Annotated in this window: 16 protein-coding genes; 6 read left to right on the top strand and 10 right to left on the bottom strand. The window is 42.6% G+C overall.

The window, feature by feature from the left end; genetic code table 11:
* Nucleotides 1-56 precede the first annotated feature (56 nt).
* The 4 genes from EZV76_RS04725 to EZV76_RS04710 form a co-directional block, all read right to left on the bottom strand.
* The gene (locus tag EZV76_RS04725; RefSeq protein WP_136565415.1) at nt 57-902 is read right to left on the bottom strand and encodes a pseudouridine synthase; all 846 of its coding nucleotides are present in this window, start codon (nt 900-902) and stop codon (nt 57-59) included.
* Nucleotides 903-964: 62 nt separating this feature from the next.
* Complete coding sequence (locus EZV76_RS04720; protein WP_136565414.1) at nt 965-1,870, bottom strand: geranylgeranylglycerol-phosphate geranylgeranyltransferase; 906 nt, start codon at nt 1,868-1,870, stop codon at nt 965-967.
* A 9-nt stretch (nt 1,871-1,879) separates the two neighbouring features.
* Nucleotides 1,880-2,818 (bottom strand): mevalonate kinase family protein, encoded by a 939-nt coding sequence (locus tag EZV76_RS04715; RefSeq protein ID WP_136565413.1) that lies wholly within the window; start codon nt 2,816-2,818, stop codon nt 1,880-1,882.
* A 138-nt stretch (nt 2,819-2,956) separates the two neighbouring features.
* The gene (locus tag EZV76_RS04710; RefSeq protein WP_136565412.1) at nt 2,957-4,042 is read right to left on the bottom strand and encodes a diphosphomevalonate decarboxylase; all 1,086 of its coding nucleotides are present in this window, start codon (nt 4,040-4,042) and stop codon (nt 2,957-2,959) included.
* Nucleotides 4,043-4,132: 90 nt separating this feature from the next.
* Between EZV76_RS04710 and EZV76_RS04705 the strand changes: the two genes are divergently transcribed.
* On the top strand, nt 4,133-4,609 hold the full coding sequence (locus tag EZV76_RS04705) for a TspO/MBR family protein (RefSeq protein WP_136565411.1): 477 nt from the start codon (nt 4,133-4,135) through the stop codon (nt 4,607-4,609).
* A gap of 92 nt (nt 4,610-4,701) precedes the next feature.
* Here EZV76_RS04705 and EZV76_RS04700 read toward each other — a convergent pair whose 3' ends face one another.
* On the bottom strand, nt 4,702-5,244 hold the full coding sequence (locus EZV76_RS04700) for a DUF1697 domain-containing protein (RefSeq protein ID WP_236640858.1): 543 nt from the start codon (nt 5,242-5,244) through the stop codon (nt 4,702-4,704).
* A gap of 56 nt (nt 5,245-5,300) precedes the next feature.
* On the opposite strand from EZV76_RS04700, the gene glpK reads away from it, so the two are divergent.
* Nucleotides 5,301-6,797, top strand: a complete 1,497-nt coding sequence (gene glpK / locus EZV76_RS04695; RefSeq protein WP_136565410.1) for a glycerol kinase GlpK — start codon at nt 5,301-5,303, stop codon at nt 6,795-6,797.
* Between the two features lie 34 nt (nt 6,798-6,831).
* On the top strand, nt 6,832-7,560 hold the full coding sequence (locus tag EZV76_RS04690) for an MIP/aquaporin family protein (RefSeq protein ID WP_136565409.1): 729 nt from the start codon (nt 6,832-6,834) through the stop codon (nt 7,558-7,560).
* Here EZV76_RS04690 and EZV76_RS04685 read toward each other — a convergent pair whose 3' ends face one another.
* A complete protein-coding gene (locus EZV76_RS04685) occupies nt 7,561-8,832 on the bottom strand; it encodes a BaiN/RdsA family NAD(P)/FAD-dependent oxidoreductase (RefSeq protein WP_136565408.1) in 1,272 nt (423 codons plus the stop codon).
* Nucleotides 8,832-9,527 (bottom strand): glycerophosphodiester phosphodiesterase, encoded by a 696-nt coding sequence (locus EZV76_RS04680; protein WP_136565407.1) that lies wholly within the window; start codon nt 9,525-9,527, stop codon nt 8,832-8,834. Before EZV76_RS04680 ends, EZV76_RS04685 begins: the two co-directional genes overlap by 1 nt.
* Before the next feature lie 249 nt (nt 9,528-9,776).
* Here EZV76_RS04680 and EZV76_RS04675 point away from each other — a divergent pair, with 249 nt between their 5' ends.
* Complete coding sequence (locus EZV76_RS04675; protein WP_136565406.1) at nt 9,777-10,196, top strand: hypothetical protein; 420 nt, start codon at nt 9,777-9,779, stop codon at nt 10,194-10,196.
* 49 nt (nt 10,197-10,245) lie between these two features.
* Here EZV76_RS04675 and EZV76_RS04670 read toward each other — a convergent pair whose 3' ends face one another.
* Genes EZV76_RS04670 through EZV76_RS04660 form a run of 3 tightly spaced genes read right to left on the bottom strand, consistent with a single transcriptional unit; the run spans nt 10,246 to nt 15,445 of the window.
* The gene (locus EZV76_RS04670; protein ID WP_136565405.1) at nt 10,246-12,024 is read right to left on the bottom strand and encodes an alpha-amylase family glycosyl hydrolase; all 1,779 of its coding nucleotides are present in this window, start codon (nt 12,022-12,024) and stop codon (nt 10,246-10,248) included.
* Between the two features lie 43 nt (nt 12,025-12,067).
* On the bottom strand, nt 12,068-14,374 hold the full coding sequence (locus EZV76_RS04665) for a glycoside hydrolase family 65 protein (protein ID WP_136565404.1): 2,307 nt from the start codon (nt 14,372-14,374) through the stop codon (nt 12,068-12,070).
* Between the two features lie 51 nt (nt 14,375-14,425).
* Nucleotides 14,426-15,445 (bottom strand): LacI family DNA-binding transcriptional regulator, encoded by a 1,020-nt coding sequence (locus EZV76_RS04660; protein WP_136565403.1) that lies wholly within the window; start codon nt 15,443-15,445, stop codon nt 14,426-14,428.
* A gap of 376 nt (nt 15,446-15,821) precedes the next feature.
* Between EZV76_RS04660 and EZV76_RS04655 the strand changes: the two genes are divergently transcribed.
* Complete coding sequence (locus tag EZV76_RS04655; RefSeq protein ID WP_136565402.1) at nt 15,822-18,938, top strand: SusC/RagA family TonB-linked outer membrane protein; 3,117 nt, start codon at nt 15,822-15,824, stop codon at nt 18,936-18,938.
* An 18-nt stretch (nt 18,939-18,956) separates the two neighbouring features.
* Nucleotides 18,957-20,567, top strand: coding sequence for a RagB/SusD family nutrient uptake outer membrane protein (locus EZV76_RS04650; RefSeq protein ID WP_136565401.1), 1,611 nt, complete (start codon nt 18,957-18,959; stop codon nt 20,565-20,567).
* Nucleotides 20,568-20,769: the final 202 nt, after the last annotated feature.

Below are 20,769 nucleotides of genomic sequence, written 5' to 3'. Positions count from 1 at the left end.
AAGCAAAGTGATAACAACCAAAAACGAGTATGATAGAGCTTTGCTTTTTCCAAATCTTATTTTATGTTTCTAAGATTAATGATTTCCTGCTCGGTCAAATGCCTCCAATGGCCCCGGGGCAAATCCTTTTTGGTAAGTCCGGCAAATATAACCCGGTCCAATTTGGTCACCTCATAGCCCAAATGCTCAAAAATACGGCGCACAATACGGTTTCTTCCGCTATGGATTTCCACCCCTATTTCCCGTTTGGGTGCTCCTTGGATAAAACTGATGCTGTCCACATCAATAGGCCCATCTTCCAGTTCCAAACCTTCCTCAATCTTATGCAAATCGGATAAACTCAGGTTTTGATCCAAATGCACATGGTATATCTTACGGACCCCATGTTTGGGATGGGTGAGTTTTTTGGTAAGATCCCCATCATTGGTAAAGAGTAAAAGTCCAGTGGTGTTACGATCCAATCTTCCCACGGGCAATAGTCTGGCTTTTGTTGCACTTGAAATCAACTCCATTACGGTTCGTCTTCCCTTTTCGTCACTGGTGGTGGTAATAAAGTTTTTGGGTTTATTCAAAAGGATGTATTCTTTCTTCTCGAGGCTCAATCGCTTTCCATCGAAACGGACCTCATCAGAGCGCTTTACCTTATAGCCCATTTCAGTGACCACCTTTCCGTTCACGGATACGTTACCGGCAGCAATGTAAGTGTCGGCCTCCCTACGGGAGCAGATGCCTGCATTGGCAATATAGCGGTTCAACCGAATCTCATCCGGGTTGGATTTTTTCTGTGGTGTATTTCCTTTTTCACGGGTGTTGTACTTTTTGGCAAAGGGCTTACGGTTGTTTCCTCCCCTGTTGCCGCCTTTTGGGTTTCTCCTGTTCCCGCTATTGTCCGATCTCGTCATCAGTCATCAATTTTTTGCAAATGTAGTGTTTTTACCTCCCGAAAAACCTCTAGGGCAAACAATTACAGGATTCGGTTCAGTACCAAGTCCACATCAATCAGAAGAATGCTAAAGACACCTGCTACAATGATAAACTTCAGGATGTTATGGAGCCAAACATAGTCCCGTTTTCCTTGCGATTTCCACAAAAGCACCAAAAACAGCAAAAGCAAGGCAATACAGGCCACAAAGTAGAGGTACATATAGCCCACATCAAAGGTCTTGATCAGCAAAAGGGCAGGAACCAGAGTCAGGACAATGAGCAGGCCAATAAGAAATTTGGAAACTTTGGGTCCGTAAATTATAGGAATGGTCTTGTAGTTCTGTGCCATGTCGCCGGCCATGTTCTCCAAATCCTTGATCATTTCGCGGGCCAAAATCAAGAGAAACAGAAACAGGGCATGTACAAAAATTACGGTCTTGAAATTCTGATAGTAGACAAATACCACAAAGAAGGGAGCAATGGCCAAGGTGGCCGATACCAAGTTGCCCAAAAAGGGAATGCGTTTCAACTTGTGGGAATAGAACCAGATTCCAAAAATGTAGGCCGAAAAAAACAACACGGCCTTAAACGAAATATAACTGGCCGCGAACACCGCCAAAAAATTCAGGATAAAATAAGTCGTCAGCTTAAATCGTTGGCTTACCAACCTGTCCAGCATACTTTTGGTGGGTTTGTTGATCAAATCCTTTTCGGCATCATAAAAATTGTTGATGATGTACCCACTTGCAATGACCAAGGCAGAAGCAGTAACGATCAAAAAAAGATTAAGGTCAAACACCACTTGCCGAAGCGGAACATCTGGCGAAAGAATATAGATGGAGGCCAAGTATTGGGCCAAGGTTATCACCAAAATGTTGTATCCGCGAACCACAGAAAACAGACTCAATAGCTTAAAAAGCAAGAGTTTGTTCTTTCGACTGAGCATGGAATGATTTTAGAAGTTGTACACCACCTCTAAATTGTAGTCTTTGAGTGCTTTTTTTGCCTTCTCCAAATCTTGGGTGAAGCCCAAAATGTATCCTCCACCACCAGAACCACAAAGTTTTAGGTAGTAATCGTTGGTTTCAATACCTTGTTTCCAAAGTTGGTGGAACTTGGACGGAATCATGGGTTTAAAGTGATCAAAGACCACATGGGAAAGTTGCTTCAGGTTTCCAAAAAGCGATTTGATGTTCCCGTTCAAAAAGTCCTCCACACAGGCATCGGTATGCTTTACGAATTGGTTCTTGACCATATTTCTAAACCCTTCCTGCTTCATCTTCTCCATAAAAATCTGTACCATGGGAGCTGTTTCTCCAGTGATTCCGCTATCCAAAAGGAATACGGCGCCCTTGCCATTGATGTTTTGGGAAGGTATGCTGGTAGATTCAATATTATCCTTGGAGTTGATCAGGATGGGTAGGCTCAAGTAGCTGTTCAAAGGATCAAGACCGGAAGATTTCCCGTGGAAAAACGATTCCATCTTTCCAAAAATGTCCTTCAACCTCAACAATTTGTCCCGGGTTAGGTTTTCAAGCACTGTAATCTTTTCATTCGCATATTTATCGTAAATGGCCGCCACCAAGGCACCGCTACTGCCAATACCGTAGCCTTGGGGAATAGAGCTGTCAAAGTACATTCCGCTGGCTATATCCTCTTCCAAAGCTTTTAAATCAAAAGACACCAAATCTTCCTCCTGATTTTGGAGCTGCTTTAAATATCCCGCAAAAGCCTTTAGACTTTCATTGGATTTCTGGGCTTGTCCAGACAAATCCTTACCCCTTTTTAAAGCTCCCTTGAAAAAATTATAAGGAATGGAAAGTCCTTTGGAATCTTTGATGATGCCATACTCTCCGAAAAGTAGAATCTTGGAATAAAACAGAGGGCCTTTCATATACTAGCGCTAAGATACAAACTATGTGTTTGATTATTAAACTAATCCGATGAACAAAACTGTTTTCTCTTCAAAATCTTGTGTCACCGTCAAAATTTGGGGCAAAGAACGCAAAAAAACGGCTTCCTTGAGTTTGTTTTACCGTATTTTTCGTGCTCCTTGGCCAATTCGGTCGCAAATGTAGTGGCCTTTCTCACAATGTTCAATCAATTCATCCTGAATAAATTGGATGGCTTTTTCCTTGACCGACTCTGGGTAGAACACATGCACATTGGCCCCTGCATCCAAGGTGAAGCAAATGGGAATATGGGTTTGCATTCGGTAGGCCCAAATCTTGTTGATAATCTCCAAAGTATCCGGTTTCATTAAAATGAAATAGGGCATACTGGTCATCATCATGGCGTGAAGGGTAAGTGCCTCACTTTCCACAATTTTTATAAATTCCTCTACATCACCATCGGCTAAAACAGACTTTAGCGCATCCAAATTTTCATGTGCTTGCCGAAACCTGTTCTTGGCAAAAGGATGTCCGTGCATCAATTCGTGCCCCACGGTGCTGCTCACTTGTTTTTGCCCTTTATGGACCAATAAAATGGTATCATGATAATTTTTGAATACCGGATTGACTTCAAACGGGTATTTGATCCCGTACAGATTGGAGCTTTCGGGTATGTTTTTATGTGTCCCCCATTGGATCAAATCACCCTCAATACTCCTACAGGCACTTCCCGAACCCAAACGGGCCAAAAAGGACGCTTTTTTATTGAAAAAGACCTCGTCCATATCAGGGTTCATTTGCTTTTCAATGTCCATGATACACAAGGACAATGCGGCCATACCGCTTGCAGAGGAAGCTATCCCACTGCTATGCGGGAAGGAATTGGAGGTTTCAATAACCAAGTGGTATTCCTTTAAAAAAGGAACATACATATCAATACGATCCAAAAAGGTCTTAATCTTGGGTTTGAAATCTTCCTTGGGCTTTCCCTCAAAAAAGAAGTCGAAAGAAAACGTATCCGAGCTTTCCCCTTTTTTCACAAACGCCATTGAAGTGGTGGTGGCACACGCATCCAACGTAAAACTAATGGATGGGTTGGCCGGTATCTGATGGGCCAATTTTCCCCAATATTTCACCAAGGCGATATTGCTGGGTGCCTTCCATGTGACCTTGCCCTCTTTTGGAAAATGGGAATATGTTCTTTGGGAAAAGTCCTTTTCGGTCATGGGAAATGTTTGGACAAATATAAGATAGCAAGTCCCTTACTGGAAAGTGGATTCAAATAAATTCTTATTTTAGTTGACCTAGTGCCAGCCATGAAAAAAAGAATCATCTACATTGCCATAAGTGTCGCCGTTTGTCTACTCATAGGCTTCCTTTCAGGTTTTGCGACCCAAAGCTCTGTGAATGAATGGTATACCACATTGAACAAACCTTCTTTTACCCCTCCCAATGAACTTTTTGCCCCAGTCTGGACTGTGCTTTACGTGATGATGGGTGTTGCGGCCGGAGTGGTCTGGTCCAAGGGTTACCACCACATTTGGGTAAAAACGGCACTTTATCATTTTGTTTTCCAACTGCTTTTCAACGCTTTGTGGAGCATTGTCTTTTTTGGATTGAAGAATCCACTATTGGCCCTTCTGGTGATTTTGGTGCTGCTTACTTTGATCATGTTGACCATTAAATGGTTCAAGGTGGTCAGTAAGCCTGCTGCCATTTTAATGGTCCCCTATCTATTATGGGTCTGTTTTGCCGCCGTTCTCAACTATAAGGTCTGGGAGCTTAACCCTTAAATACAAGTTCAAGGGCAGTGTAAATTCAAATATAAGTTGAAGGGCAAGTTCAGGTTCAATACTATTTGGAGAAAGACAAGACTATTGGCTGACTACTTTTTTTGGACCATATCCAGCAGCTTTTGCATGGTTCTTAAATTGCGGGTGGTGGCTTCCACTTTGAGTTTTTGCTCTACCAGATTATTACTGAGTTTGGCGTTTCCATATCCCTTTTTGCATAGTAGGTAGACACAGGCATCCGTGATGTGAAAATCTTCTTGTTCAAAATGGAGCTCATTGAATTCATTTACGGCATCCGTCCTTGGAGGTTCTTTGAGCAATACATAATATAATTTATTATCCTCATCATTTTGATTGAACGGATTTTTATCCAATATTCCTTTGATATCCTCTTCCAATACCACCAAAACGGGTACCTCAAACCCAAAATCATCCAAAATGGCCTTATGGATGCGGCTTTCAAGCACTCGCTTGTTCGATTCCCCATCCCTAAAAACCACATTACCACTCTGAATGTAGGTCTCCACATGGTTCAATCCTGTTTTGATCAAGGTTTCCCTTAGGTCTGCCATTTTTATCTTCTTTTGGCCACCCACATTGATTCCCCTTAGAAGTGCTATGTAGTTATGCATCATATTAAAAAGCTACCCAAATTAATTTTAGTAAATTCAATCGCATTAAATTAACAAAAATGAACCAATACATCCTTGCTTTGGATCAAGGCACTACCAGTTCCAGGGCCGTGATCTTTGATCAAAAGGGAAGCATTATCTCTGTGGCCCAGAAAGAATTCACCCAAATTTTCCCTAAACCGGGTTGGGTAGAGCACGACCCCAATGAGATATGGGCTACCCAAGCAGGAATGGCCGCCGAAGCCGTTAGCAAAAAAGGATTGAAAGGGGAACAAATGGCTGCTATTGGAATCACCAACCAGCGTGAAACCGTAGTAGTTTGGGACCGAAATACCGGGGAACCTGTCTACAATGCCATCGTCTGGCAGGACAAGCGTACGGCCGACTATTGCGATGTCTTAAAAAAACAAGGGAAATCAGACTTGATCCGTAAAAAAACAGGTTTAGTTATTGACTCTTATTTTTCGGGAACCAAGGTAAAATGGATTTTGGATCATGTGGAAGGCGCCCGGGAAAAAGCCGAGGCCGGTGATTTGATCATGGGCACTATAGATACCTGGCTCATCTGGAAAATGACAGAGGGCAAGTTGCATATCACGGATGTTACCAATGCCTCACGCACCCTTCTTTTCAACATCAATACCATGCAATGGGACGATGAGCTGCTGGAGTTGCTCACCATCCCAAAGAGCATGCTTCCCGAAGTACATCAATCCAGTGAGGTCTATGGCTACACCAGCCCCAATTTCTTTGCCTCCAAAATCCCCATTGCGGGAATTGCCGGAGATCAACAAGCAGCCCTCTTTGGCCAAATGTGTACCAAAAAGGGAATGGTCAAAAACACCTATGGCACGGGTTGTTTTATGCTCATGAACATTGGGGAGACCCCTGTAGTATCCAAAAATAATCTATTGACCACGGTGGCATGGAAAATCAACGGAAAGACCCAATATGCCCTGGAAGGGAGCATTTTTATTGCTGGTGCTGTGGTACAATGGCTTCGGGACAGTTTAAAGATCATTAAAACCTCCTCGGAAGTTGAACAACTGGCAGGGGGTGTCAATAGTTCGGATGGGGTCTATTTTGTTCCCGCCTTTGCAGGTTTGGGGGCGCCGCATTGGAACCAACATGCACAAGGCACCATTTTTGGATTGACACGAGGAAGTACCGATGCCCATATTGCAAGAGCCTCTTTAGAATCCATTGCTTATCAAACCATGGATATTTTAAAAGCCATGGAGGCTGATTCAGGCATTTCCATCAAAGAGCTTCGGGTGGATGGTGGTGCCACCATAAATGATATGCTCATGCAATTTCAGGCCGATGTATTGAATACGGTTACCGTTAGACCGAAAATTGTGGAAACCACAGTCATGGGTGCCGCCTATCTAGCTGGATTGGCCGTTGGGTATTGGAAAAGCACCACGGAAATACAAGATATTTGGCAAGCCGATGTCCATTTTAAGCCTTCCAAGGAGCGGGAAACCATAGATAAAGGCATACAAGGATGGTACCGGGCCATAAAAGCTTTGGAACATTGGACGGAAAACCCATAAATTAACCGACTGTAAACGCTAAACCAAAATCCATATGACTCCCTTTATCGCCGAAATTGTGGGCACCTTTCTTTTGATTCTCTTGGGGTGTGGTGTCAATGCCAACGTCTCTCTACAAAAAACCTACGGAAATGGCTCCGGTTGGATTGTGATCACCACCGGATGGGCCTTTGCGGTTTATACCGGGGTCGTGGTAGCCGGCCCCTACAGCGGTGCCCATCTTAACCCCGCCGTTACCATTGGGTTGGCCGTGGCAGGGGAATTTCCAGTTGATGCCATCTTAAGCTATATTTTGGGGCAGTTCATAGGCGCCATGTTGGGTGCCTTTTTGGTGTGGCTAATTAACAAAGACCATTTTGATGCCACGGAGGACGGGAACGCAAAGCGTGCGGTCTTTTGCAATGCTCCTGCCATTTCAAATACCTTCTTAAATCTATTGACCGAAATCTTGGGCACTTTTGTCCTCGTATTTGCGGTACTTTATTTTACCGATGCCGTGATGTCTTCTGACAACACCATCATTGGTCTGGGTTCCTTGGGCGCCTTACCTGTAGCATTGATCGTGTGGGGAATTGGGTTGTCCTTGGGAGGTACTACAGGCTATGCCATCAATCCGGCCCGAGATATGGGGCCTAGAATCATTCATGCTTTGGTACCCATAAAAAATAAAGGCTCCAATGGTTGGGGCTATTCTTGGATTCCAGTCATAGGTCCTATTTTGGGTGCGGCATTGGCTGCTGCTATCGCTATGCTCTTGCAGTAATTATTCCGATGATGCAATTGCCTGTGCGGCCAAGTAGGCCCCTGTCCATGCATTTTGAAAGTTGAATCCACCAGTAATGGCATCTACATTGATAATTTCCCCGGCAAAGTAAAGGTTGGGAATAATTTTACTTTCGAATGTCCTAAAATCGATTTCTTTTAAGTCTACCCCTCCAGCGGTGACAAACTCTTCCTTAAAAGTGCTTTTCCCATCAACCTTAAAGGAGGATGCGGTAAGCTGTTTTGCCAAGTTTTGAAGTTTCTCTTTGGTCAAATCTGCCCATTTTTCCTCTTTCTTAATATGTGCCGCATGAACCAGTTTTGCCCAAAGTCGTCTTGGAAGTTCAACGGCATGGGTTCTTAAAACTGTCTTTTTGGGTTCTACTTCTTTAATTTTTCGGAGTAAGCCTTCCATGGAAGCTGTTGTATATTCAGGTGTCCAATTGATGATCACTCGAAATACATAATTATATCCATTCAAAATATTGGCTCCCCAAGCAGACAATTTTAGGATTGCCGGTCCACTTAACCCCCAATGCGTTATCAATAAGGGGCCTTCGGACTGTAAAACGGGTTCTTCCTTCTTTGCACTTTTTAAATTGAGGTCAACTTTATTGGAAGCGAAAATTTTCTTGGGGGGGATTTCAGCAGAAACGTTGGTGCTTATGCCTTGTATCCCATTAATGCGATCATCATTGATGTTGAACGTGAACAAAGAGGGTACCGGTGTAACAATAGTATGTCCCAACGTCTGAAGTTGTTGCCAAATCTTGGTGTTGCTCCCTGTGGCCAAAAGCAACTTTTTGGCTTGGTAGTGTTTGTTCATAGTGGTTACCTGCCATTCCCCATCCTTTTTCTGGAAATGCTTCACGGAGCTGTTTCGTAAAATTTTAACGCCCAATCGTTCGGCTTCGCCTACTAGACAATCTATTATGGATTGTGAAGAATCGCTCTGGGGGAATACGCGTCCATCCTCTTCAATCTTGAGCGGCACCCCACGTTCTTCAAAAAATGCCATGACATCCATGGGGGCGTAATTGTGGAACGGTCCCAATAGTTCTCTCTCACCACGGGGATAGTTGGTACAAAGATCGCGTGGCGAAAACTCACCATGGGTTACATTGCACCGACCGCCCCCTGAAACTTTTACTTTGGACAATACACTCTTGCCCCGTTCAAAAATGGCAATCTTTAAATGGGAAGCCTTTTCAGCAATGTGGATTCCGGCATAAAACCCGGCAGCACCACCTCCAACGATGATTACATCAAACATCAATGCGCTCGTTCAGGATAATTGGTAATGATTCCGTCTACCCCAAAATCTTTCATTCGTTGAATATCTTCTGGTTCGTTGACTGTCCACGTATAGACCTTCAATCCTTCTTCCTGCATTTTTTGCACGTTTTCAGCAGTCAATGTGGTATATCTGGGATTGATGGCCATTGCATTCAATTCCTTAGCGACCGCAATGGCTTCCAGTGGGTCTTCTCCTATTAGAACTGCAATCTTAATGTCTTTATTGATTCTTCGCATCTCACGGAGTTCATCCCACTTAAAACTGGAAATAACAATATTATCTAGTGACCAGCCCTTGTTTTCAATAAAACTTTTTGTGATGAAGTTGACCTGTTCTGACGTTCCTGCTCCCTTCAATTCAATATTCAATCCCACTTGGTTATCAATAAGATTCAACACATCCTCTAGCAACGGAATCTTGTGTCCTCCATCCAAAACAAGTTCCTGCATGTCAGTTAAACTATATGCTTCTATTTCACCTTCCCCATTTGTTAATCTATCCACTGTATCATCATGAAATACCACAGTTTCGCCACTTTTAATCTGGAATACATCTATTTCAATCATATCCACACCCATATCCATGGCCTTCTGTATTGAGGCCAGTGAATTTTCAGTTTCATGGCCCATGGCCCCCCTATGGCCAATGACCAATGGTTTTAAATCTTTCATTCCGCAACTGTTATATAAGAAAATGACAATCGATGCCCAAAGTAGGTTTTTCTTCATTTTTTGGTTTTAAATACAGTTAAAAATACAACTTGAAAAATTTAATCTGGGAGCTAAGCGGAAAAATGAAATATTTATGGGTCTTATGGCTTAAAAAAGAGATATTCATTTTATAACGCGTTGATTTTTATCGATTTGTTAAATTTTATTTAATACATTTATCATATTGATAACCAATAAAAAACTACGACCATGTTTTCTAAATCTAATTTGTTGGCCACCTTGGTTGCCACGATTGTCATGTTTTTTCTGGGATACCTCATTTGGGGTATTGCCACTGTAGACTTTTTTACAGAACACACCATTGTCAACGCCATGAAAGAGGTTCCCGATTTGGGAATTATAGCCTTAGCGAATCTTATTGCCTCCTTTATCCTTAGTAACCTCTACAGCAAATGGGCCAGAGGCCATCATTCTTTGGGTCAAGGATTTGAGTTCGGGGCCTGGATTGGGGCTCTAATAGGATTGGGAATGGGACTTATTACTTATGCCACTGTAAGCTGGATGGACATTACTGCTCATTTGGTCGAAGCCATAATCGACATTATTTTTTACGGTATCATAGGGGCCATCATTGCACTGATCTACAAAAAAACAGCTGCAAAGGAGTAAGGCAACTAACCAACCTAAGCTCGGGCGGATTGCTTTGCAATCCGCTTTTTTACTGTTCCAATTTAAAAATATAGGATTCTAAAGGTTTCAGCTCTACCCAAACCTTTCCTTGCCCATTTTCTACTGATAAGGTCGGTTCCACTTTTCCATATAATTCTTCGGAAAGGCCATACGCTTTATCCTTCAATTGCCATTTGGCAATGATATCTTCCGGAACCTTAAGCTCAAAGGCATAGCTTTTTTGGGTATCGAAATTGGAAATGACCAGCAGTTTTTCCCCATCGGTCCATCTTGCAAAGGAAAGGACCCTATGATCATAGTTCTCGGTACGTTCTTTATTATAAAAATGAGTTTCTTGGTAATCGCCCATCAAGGCCTCACTTTGTTTGGTAAAATTTAAAAGACGGGCATAAAAATCCCGTAGGTCTTTTTCTTCTTGTGACAATTGACCTCCATCAAATGCTTTATTGTTCATCCAACGTTGATGGTGGGGCACTCCAATGTAATCGAAAATGGAGGTTCGTGTAGGGTTTCCAAAACCGGCATCCTCAGCGGCTGGCTCACCTACTTCCTGTCCAAAATAAGTCATGACAGGAGAGGTGCTTATGGTTGCCGAGACCACCATGGCTGGCTTTCCAAGTTCCGCTTTGCCTGCAAAATCTGGACTGGCAATTCTTTGCTCATCATGATTTTCCAGAAAATGTAGCATGTGGTGCTCAATGTCCAACACCTTTTGTTGTACCACGGGAATATGGTCTGTCCAACCATACCCTTTCATAATATGCTTTAAACCATCATAAAAATCCACTTTGTCGTAGAGGTAATCCATTTTTCCCAAATGGATATAGCCCCTATACAGGTCAGGATTGTACACTTCCGCCATTAAAAAAGCGTCTGGCTTCTTCATTTTGATGTTGGAATTCAGGTAGCTCCAAAACTCCACCGGCACCATTTCGGCCATATCGTAACGAAACCCATCCACTCCAAAATCCAACCAATACAGCACAATATCCCTAAATTTTATCCAAGAATCGGGCACAGTTTTATCACTCCAAAATTGAAAGTGTTCTTTGTAGCCCTTGCTCCTGAAGTCCCCCGGCAACTCATCAAAATCCTTGGTTCCATCCGGACGCACCCCATAATTGATTTTCACCGTTTCATACCAATCGTTGAAATGGGGTTGGGCCATTCGGGAACCATTTCCTGTCCATTTGGCGGGGTTCTCCTCAAGTTTTTGATTTGATAACGGAACGTTTTTTCCGCCTAAAGGTACATAGCCATGCTCCCAATGTGGCAATTGAAAGGGTTGACCAGGGATGTAGTAAAAATTATTGTCAACATCGTATTCCTTCGTAACATCGTCACGGGCGCCCAAGTCCACCACTCCTTTAGGGTTATTGGTCCCTTTATATTTGCGGGCCACATGGTTGGGCACTATGTCAATGATCACTTTCATCCCCAATTTATGGGTCCTCTGGATAAGTTCCTTGAATTCATCGAGTCGTTTGGAAGGGTCCATGGCCAAATCGGGGTTTACATTGTAGTAGTCCTTTACGGCGTAAGGTGAGCCTGCACGCCCCTTGACCACATTGTAATCGTCATTGGAAATGCCACATGCAGTATAATCATTGACTAGGGCATGGTGTAGCACTCCGGTATACCAGACATGGGTGACCCCTAAAGCTTGGATTTCCCCCAAAGCTTTTTCAGTAAAATCCGCAAACTTCCCTACTCCATTTTCTTCAATGGTGCCCCAAGGGGTGTTGGTAGTATTGGTATTTCCAAAAAGTCGGGTAAAGACTTGGTATACTATGGTTTTTTGCTTCATGAGGTCTCTTGTGGTTTTCCAACCGCAAAATAAGGGAACTTTTTTAGGTGTTTACCGTTTCTCCGGGCATCAATGTAATAGATTTTCCATGCACCTGAATACCTAAAGAATCGTCACCTGAAATTTGAAAAGAGCTTCCTTTATGTGAAACAGTAATGGTAACAATTTGATTTCTAAAATTGATCTTGAAGGAGTAGGATTTCCATTGTTCTGGAATTTGGGGGGTAAAGCTGAGTACGTTATCCACGACCCGCATTCCCCCAAAACCTTCCACAATGCTCATCCATGTGCCTGCCATGGAGGTAATGTGAAGCCCTTCCTCCACTTCCTTATTGTAATCGTCCAGATCCAACCGGGATGTTCTTAAGTAAAAGGTATAGGCCTGTTCCATTCGTCCCAGTTTTGCAGCTTGAATACTATGCACACAAGGCGAAAGTGAGGATTCGTGAACGGTAAAAGGTTCGTAAAAATCGAAATGACGTTCCAATTCGTCCTGACTGAAATGATCTTCAAAAAAGTAAAAGCCTTGAAGCACATCGGCCTGTTTTATGTAGGGGGACCTAAGGATACGATCCCAGCTCCATTTTTGGTTGATGGGTCTTTGGGACTTGTCCAAATCTTGCACCCTTACCAATTCCTTGTCCAAAAATCCATCTTGTTGTAAGAACACTTTGTGTTTTTCAGAAAAAGGAAAATATATGTTGTCGGCCACTTTGGCCCAGTCTTCAATTTCAGTTGGAGACAACTTTGTGTTAGAAATTATACGTTGGTAATCCTCCGGATAGGATTCAGATACAATTTTGGCCTGATCCACGGCATATTCCATGCACCATTTGGCCAAATAATTGGTATACCAGTTGTTGTTGACGTTGTTCTCATACTCATTGGGTCCGGTTACGCCCAACATTACATACTGTTGCTTCTCTTCTGAAAAATTGACCCGCTGGTACCAAAACCGAGCTATCCCTATCAAGACTTCCAAGCCCATTTTGGGGATATAGCTGTAATCTCCTGTGAAACGGTGATAATTGTATATGGCGAAGGCGATCGCCCCGTTTCTGTGAATTTCCTCAAAGGTAATTTCCCATTCGTTATGGCATTCTTCGCCGTTCATGGTGACCATTGGATAGAGTGCCGCACCATTTTTAAATCCTAATTTTTCCGCATTCTCTATGGCCTTTTGTAAATGGTTATAGCGGTATTCCAATAAGTTCCATGCCACCTCCTGGTTTTTGGTGGCCATATAAAAGGGCAGGCAGTATGCCTCGGTGTCCCAATAAGTGCTTCCTCCATATTTCTCACCGGTGAACCCTTTTGGGCCAATATTCAGTCTGGAATCTTTTCCAAGATAGGTTTGGTTAAGCTGAAATATGTTGAATCGGATTCCTTGCTGTGCCTTTACATCACCTTCAATGGCAATGTCGCTCATTTCCCAAATTTTAGCCCAGGCTTCCTTTTGCATTTGCAATAGGGCTTCAAAACCTAGTTTGGATGCTTGGTCCAGAACCCGATTGGCAACTTCGACAAGTTTGTCTGCCGGATGATTTCTATCCACGGTATAACCGCCATATTTAATCAAGGTCAGGGTTTCATCCTTTTGGAGGTTTAACTTATAGGTATGGGATATGGAAACTTCATCTTTTTTAACGGCAGGGATTTCATCGGCCTTTACTCCATCAACATATAGCTCACTACCCATGAAGGTACAGACCTTAAATTGGGTCTTCATGGTGTGCGATTCCACAAAAGCCCTATTTTGTTTGGAGTCAATTCCAGTGATGTTCCAAAATTTGTCGTCCCAGTTGCTATCCCTGTTCTTTATCCCACCATCCACATAAGGCGTTACTGTGACTTCTGCATCGGCATTGAGGAGCTGTACATTATATTGTATGGCACCCAATTCATCCAAATCCAAACTCAAAAAACGAACCACCTCAACAGCAATTTCCAAATCATTGGGCATGGTGGCAACGAAACTGCGCTTGTACCATCCTTCTTTCATATTGAGTTCCCGAAGAAAATGCGCAACTTTTTTGCAGTTGGCCAAATTCAATGGCTGGCCATTCAAGGAAATATCGATACCAATCCAATTTGGCGCATTAAGGACTTTTGCGAAGTACTCTGGATAACCGTTTTTCCACCATCCTACACGGGTTTTGTCCGGATAGTAGACCCCAGCTATATAACTGCCCTGAAAAGTTTCCCCTGAATACTGCTCTTCAAAATTGGCGCGCTGCCCCATGGCTCCATTCCCAAGACTGAATAGGCTCTCGGACGATTGTACCAATTCTTTGTCAAACCCTTCTTCAATAATGGACCAAGGGTGTGTGGTTATGTATTCTTGATTCATTTTTTCTGAATTAATATGCTGGCTGAAGTTAACCTATTGCCCGCATTTTGGTTAATGTACAATGGAATCCCTGATCACCAAGGTAGGCTCCAAAATTTTGGTCTGGTAGGTTTCTTCATCTTCTTCACTTTCTACCTTGTCTATCAGCATTTGGGCAGAGACCTCGCCCATTTTTTCGCCATGTTGGGCTACTACTGTAAGACTTGGATTGGCATATTTGGACAAAACTCCATCCGTAAAACCTATAACAGAAACATCTTCCGGAATTCTAAGTCCATTTTTCTGTGCCAATCGCATGCTATAGACGGCGAATATTTCATTAACGCATAGGACTGCATCAAGTTTTTGGTTTTCCAAGAAGTCTTTGATGCTTGCTTCGTCCATTTCCATGGTAGGTAGTTTTAGGATTCTGGATTCATCCACCTCAATACCGGTTTCCATGAGTGCTTTTTTGTAACCCATGGTACGTGATTTGCTTACGCTGAGGTAATCGTCCGTAGTGATCAACGCTATTTTTTTTCTACCCTGTTCCACGAGCTTTTTTGTGGCTATATACGCCCCAAGCTCATCATCTATAATAACTTTGTCACATTCAATCTCATTGGTGATACGGTCAAAAAGTACCACAGGAATCCCCTGCTCGGTAACTTCCTTAAGGTGATTATAGTCCCCTTTTTGTTGGGTTTCCGATGATAGCGACATAATGAAGCCATCTATGCTTCCATTAGCCAACATTTCCATGTTAATTACCTCTTTATCAAAGGACTCCTCGGAAAGGCATACAATTACATTATAGCCCCTGGCATTGGCATATTTTTCAATACCCCGAATAACTGTGGTAAAAAAATGGTGCACAATATCCGGGATTACCACACCAATGTTCTTGGTCCTCTTATTTTTGAGGCTAATGGCTATATTGTTGGGTTTGTAATTATACAGCCTTGCAAAAGCCTGTACTTTTTCCTTGGTGTCCCTACTGATTTCTTCACTGTTCTTTAGTGCCTTTGAAACAGTGGAGATGGACACCTCCAATTCTCTTGCGATATCTTTTAAGGTGATTTTTGTTTTCAACAATCCAAAATTTTAGATTTTCATGATTTGGTATTTTGAAAGTACGCATTAAAAAAAAGAGCCTTTATCAAAATATGTTTTTTTAACACATAATACCTTTTAGTTAGAAATAAAATCTTAATTAAATGTTAAAACGTCTAAGAAAATAAAAAATGTTATATTAGCCATGTATTACAAAATTCTTAATTTTCTTTTCTTATATTGTAATATAAACAAACCAACCCATTAAGTTTTGTCAACCCTTCACATATCCAAAGTTATTAACACGAAACCGTTTTCGTTTTGCATTGCAGATATGTGTTGATTTTAATTAACATATTTTTTATATATGTTTAACACTTGAATTAAAATTAACTAAACTTAAAATTAATTATTTATGAAGATTACGCTACTAAAAAGCTTTTTGATGCTTGGGGCATTTTTATGCTTTGGCTTAGCAAAAGCTCAGACAGTGTCAGGTACTGTTTCGGACGCAACTGGACCGTTGCCCGGGGCAAGCGTACTTGTAAAAGGCACTACCAATGGTACTCAAACCGATTTTGACGGAAACTACACCTTGGACGGCATAGCTGACTCTGCCGTTTTGGTGTTCAGTTATATTGGTTACAAATCCATTGAAGTTGCCGTCAATGGACGCTCTACAATAAGTGTGACCCTAGAAGAGGATACCCAAGCCTTGGACGAGGTTGTAATTATTGGTTATGGTCAAACAACCATTAAAGATGCAACTGGAGCCGTAGCTGCCGTTACCTCGGAAGATTTTAATGGTGGGGTCATTGCTTCACCTGAACAGCTCATTCAAGGTAAGACAGCTGGTGTGCAGATTACCCAAGCCAGTGGTGCTCCAGGAGATGGAGTGGCCATTCGTATCAGGGGTACTAACTCGGTTCGATCTAACAACAATCCACTTTTTGTGGTGGATGGAGTGCCACTTTCTGGAGCTGACACATCTCCTTCCAGTGGAGACACCGGTCTTGGAACCTCTACATCTTCCAACCCACTTAACTTCCTTAACCCCAATGACATTGAAAGCATCAGTGTCCTAAAAGATGCCTCCGCAACTGCCATCTATGGTTCTCGTGGGGCAAACGGTGTGGTTATTATTACCACCAAGACAGGAAGAGGAAGTCAAGGAGGAATATTCGAATTTTCTTCCAACCTCAGTATTTCAACCCCTGCCAATGAATACGACCTTTTGGACAGAGAGGCTTTCTTGGATGCTGTTGAGCAATTTGGAGGAGATCGAAGTGCACAGGACTTTGGCAACAATACAGATTGGCAAGATTATGTTACCCGTACTGTTGCATCACAAAACCAAAACCTTTCTTACTCCCATAATTATGGAAAAGGCAATGTTAGGGCAACATTTGGCTATGGCAAACAATTTGGTGTTGTTGAAAACTCAGATTTGGAAAGAATCACAGGACGTATCAATGCCACACATAGATTTTTGGATGATGACCTAACCTTAAATTTCCAAGGAACAATTTCAAGAGTAAACGAGCAAAGAGCGCCATTGAGCGGTAGTGCAGGTTTTAACGGGGATTTACTTGGTGCGGCATATTCTGCCAACCCTACTTGGCCTACAAGCGCATCATTTTCAGCGGCAGGTGGACTATTAAGTCCTGCAACATTATTGGAAGAAGTAAGAACTACCAGTAATGTGAACCGCATACTATTGAATGGGTCGGTTGAGTATAAATTTACTCCTGAACTAACCGGTAAAATCAATGTAGGTTATGACAAATCCAATGGTCAAACTATAGCACTTACCACTAAAGATGCCATCAACGCAGGACGAAATGTCCAAGGTAATGGTCGGGGTAACTACAATACCCTTGATTTGGAGAACCGTCTTGTTGAAGCTACTTTGAACTATCGCAAAGAGTTTGAAAATTCTTATTTGGATGCAATTGTGGGATACTCTTTCCAAGACTTTGGCACCAGTGGCCGAAATGTGGAAGGATTTGGTTTTAACTCCTCTGATTTCAACACCATGGAAACTGACTTGAAAAGATCTACCCGAACTACTCAGGCAGAAATAGATGGTCGCTTCCAACAGTTTGGTTATGATGCCAGATCTGAGGATATTATCGTAAATCGTCTTTTGCCCACCGTTGAGGCCGCAGTGGCCGTGCCCTTGGGCAATTCCACTCGCTCTGTTAGAGCACTTGCCGCCAATACTTTTGACAATACCGATGAACTACAGTCATTCTTTGCCAGGGTAAACTATACCCTAATGGATAAGTACTTGTTCACCGCTACTGTCCGTGCTGATGGATCTTCCAGATTTGGTGGAAACAACCAATATGGATACTTCCCTTCTGCAGCATTTGCATGGAAAATAAGCGAAGAAGATTTTATGGGCGACACCTTCTCCACCCTTAAATTACGTTTGGGGGCTGGTATAACAGGTAACCAAGAAGGTCTTGGATATGGTCAGTTCATCAGGCGTGAAAGATTTGGAGACCCATCCATCAATGACAACGGTGAGTTTGTACCACCTGGGATTTCGCCCGTTACCTTTGCAAACCCAGATTTGAAATGGGAAGAAACTTTGGACTTCAACGTAGGTGTTGATTTTGGATTTAACCAAGACAAGGTTTCAGGTAGTATTAACGTTTATCGCAAGCAGACCACTGACCTACTGTTGAACATTGAGGCGGCACAGCCATCTCCGCAACCAAGATTCTTTGAAAACTTGGATGCCACTTTGATCAACCAAGGTGTGGAATTTGAAATGAACGTAGATTGGGTTGCCACAGAAGATGTCAACTTCTCCACATCATTCAACATAGCGTACAATGAAAACGAACTACAGGATTTTGACGGACAAATTCCTTCCGGTACGATCCGAGGACAAGGTCTTTCATTGGCATTTGCCCAAATTTTGGCAGGAGACCGTCCATTGTTTTCATACTTCCTTCGTGAATTTGGCGGATTCGAAAACGGTCTTCCAATTGGAGATGTCCAAGGATTTGTAGGCGAAGATGCATTACCTGATGTCAACGCAGGTCTTTCATTGAATTTTGGGTATAAGAATTGGGACGTTTCCGCCTATATGGCCGGACAATTTGGCTTCTCTGTATATAACAATACCAAGAACGCCTTCTTTACCGCTGGTTCTATTGGTAATGCCAGAAATGTTACTCCAGATGTACTTACCTCCGGGGAAAGTAATCTGGCTTCCGCCCCAGTTTCCACAAGATTTTTGGAAAAAGGTGATTTTGTTAGAATGCAGAACGCATCCATTGGCTATACTGTGCCTCTTAGTGGTGACGGCGGATTAAAAAGCCTAAGACTATCTGTTACAGGACAAAACCTTTTCTTGATAACAGATTATAGTGGTTTGGATCCAGAAGTAAGTGTGCAGCCAGGCACACCAAACAATGGAGTTAGCGATTTGCTGAATGGTATTCCTACGGCTGGTATCGATTACACATCTTTCCCAAGACCAAGAACAGTGACCTTTGGCATAAATGCTACTTTTTAAACAAAAAAATTGAAGACAATGAAAAGAAATCGATTTAAAATATTTGCGCCAATTGCGTTAAGTTTAGCCCTCGTGGTCTCCTGTACAAATCTGGAGATCGAGGAGACTGATTCGAACTTCCCAGAAAATACCGGCGAAGGATTCTCAGGAGTTGGAAATCCAGCAAGTCAGGTAGATGGTCTCTATAACGATCTTAATGGCCATTTTGGGGATCAAGCAAACTATTATGCCCTTACAGAAGTTTCAACGGATGAACAGTTGGTCCCAACCAGGGGTACTGACTGGGGTGATAATGGTATCTGGAGAACCTTACACCAACACACGTGGGATGCTTCCCATCAATACATACTAAACACTTGGAACCAATTTAACCAAAACGTTTTTAGAGCGTCGGAGGTTATTGATTCCAGAAGTAACTCCCCAGCAAGTGTATTGGCTGAAGCTCAATTCATCAGAGGGTTAAGTATGTGGGTGATTTTGGATTTGTATGGTCAAGTTCCGTTCAGGGAAGTTGATGAAGGACCAGAAATCAACCCTCGTGTGCTATCAAGAAGCGAAGCCATGGACTTTGTTATTTCGGATTTGGAAGCAGCCATCACTGGCCTACCATCAGTTGCCGCCCCAAGTGGGGATGACAACAAGAGAGCCAGCAAAGCTGCAGCAAGATTCCTATTGGCCCGTATTCTGTTAAATAAGCATATCTATAATGGCTCTGGAACTCCAGAATCTGCAGATATGGCACGTGTTATTTCTTTAGTGGATGAAATTGCTGCTGAAGGATATGCTCTACAAGCTGGCTATTTTGATATTTTCCGTGATTCTCCTGATACCGAAACCATATGGTGGTTGGAAACGTCAGTGGGTAACCGTATTTTCAACGGACTACACTACAACTCTACCGAGCTAGGTGGTGGTGGTTGGAACGGATTCAGCACCTTGGCAGAATTCTATGATATGTTTGAAGGGGACCCCAATAGCAACCGAGGAGAACTGGATGGTACTCCACTTGACGGTCAAGAAGAGCGTAGAGGTTGGGTACCAAACGCTGGAACCCCGTTTACAAGTGCTGCAGGCACCAAGGATGAAAACGGTGACGGTTTTGAGGATGGATCAAATGTTGGTTTCGGATTTTTGATTGGACAGCAATATGCTCCAAACGGAAACCCATTAAAGGATAGACCTGGAAACAATTTGGAATTCACCAAAGAACTTCCTGGTTTGGTAGGTAACAATGAAAGAACCGGTATTCGTGTCCAAAAATATGGCGCACGATATGGGGAATTCCTAGGTCATGAAATCATCTTCAGATATGCTGATGCACATCTTATGAAGGCAGAAGCCATGATGCGCAGTAGTGGAGATGCAACGGCCATGGTCAATGAATTGCGTACCCTTAGGGGAGCAACTCCTCTAGGTTCTGTCTCTGAAGCAGATCTTTTGGCAGAAAGAGGTCGTGAGCTTTACGTCGAATTTGTTCGTAGAGGTGATATGATTCGATTTGGACAGTACACAAGGGATTGGGAATTCAAAGATCCCGATGCTGTTGGGGATGAAACAAAGCTATTGTTTCCAATTCCCAACAACGCCCTATTGTCAAACCCAAATTTGGTTCAAAATCCTGGATACTAGACAATCCATAGTTTAGGCTTTTATATATCTAAGGAGGCCGCCAATTGGCGGCCTCTTTTATTTGTGAAACCACAAACATTCAATAGCTCACCATTATACAATCATTAGTCAAACCTTAGACGATTGTTAACCTTTACAGTCTTCTGGTTTCCTATGGAAATGGTTAACTTACCATCTATTTTTATGGGTAAAATGAACAGCA

It is taken from the genome of Flagellimonas alvinocaridis, from assembly GCF_004916895.1.
GTDB lineage: Bacteria > Bacteroidota > Bacteroidia > Flavobacteriales > Flavobacteriaceae > Flagellimonas > Flagellimonas alvinocaridis.
Note: the sequence above shows the minus strand (reverse complement) of the source record. Positions and strands in the feature narration are given on the sequence as shown.

Bases quoted from the DNA above. Each gene is read 5' to 3' on its own strand.
- EZV76_RS04725 (WP_136565415.1), bottom strand. From the start codon at position 902: ATGACGAGATCGGACAATAGCGGGAACAGGAGAAACCCAAAAGGCGGC.
- EZV76_RS04720 (WP_136565414.1), bottom strand. From the start codon at position 1,870: ATGCTCAGTCGAAAGAACAAACTCTTGCTTTTTAAGCTATTGAGTCTG.
- EZV76_RS04715 (WP_136565413.1), bottom strand. From the start codon at position 2,818: ATGAAAGGCCCTCTGTTTTATTCCAAGATTCTACTTTTCGGAGAGTAT.
- EZV76_RS04710 (WP_136565412.1), bottom strand. From the start codon at position 4,042: ATGACCGAAAAGGACTTTTCCCAAAGAACATATTCCCATTTTCCAAAA.
- EZV76_RS04705 (WP_136565411.1), top strand. From the start codon at position 4,133: ATGAAAAAAAGAATCATCTACATTGCCATAAGTGTCGCCGTTTGTCTA.
- EZV76_RS04700 (WP_236640858.1), bottom strand. From the start codon at position 5,244: ATGATGCATAACTACATAGCACTTCTAAGGGGAATCAATGTGGGTGGC.
- glpK (WP_136565410.1), top strand. From the start codon at position 5,301: ATGAACCAATACATCCTTGCTTTGGATCAAGGCACTACCAGTTCCAGG.
- EZV76_RS04690 (WP_136565409.1), top strand. From the start codon at position 6,832: ATGACTCCCTTTATCGCCGAAATTGTGGGCACCTTTCTTTTGATTCTC.
- EZV76_RS04685 (WP_136565408.1), bottom strand. From the start codon at position 8,832: ATGTTTGATGTAATCATCGTTGGAGGTGGTGCTGCCGGGTTTTATGCC.
- EZV76_RS04680 (WP_136565407.1), bottom strand. From the start codon at position 9,527: ATGAAAGATTTAAAACCATTGGTCATTGGCCATAGGGGGGCCATGGGC.
- EZV76_RS04675 (WP_136565406.1), top strand. From the start codon at position 9,777: ATGTTTTCTAAATCTAATTTGTTGGCCACCTTGGTTGCCACGATTGTC.
- EZV76_RS04670 (WP_136565405.1), bottom strand. From the start codon at position 12,024: ATGAAGCAAAAAACCATAGTATACCAAGTCTTTACCCGACTTTTTGGA.
- EZV76_RS04665 (WP_136565404.1), bottom strand. From the start codon at position 14,374: ATGAATCAAGAATACATAACCACACACCCTTGGTCCATTATTGAAGAA.
- EZV76_RS04655 (WP_136565402.1), top strand. From the start codon at position 15,822: ATGAAGATTACGCTACTAAAAAGCTTTTTGATGCTTGGGGCATTTTTA.
- EZV76_RS04650 (WP_136565401.1), top strand. From the start codon at position 18,957: ATGAAAAGAAATCGATTTAAAATATTTGCGCCAATTGCGTTAAGTTTA.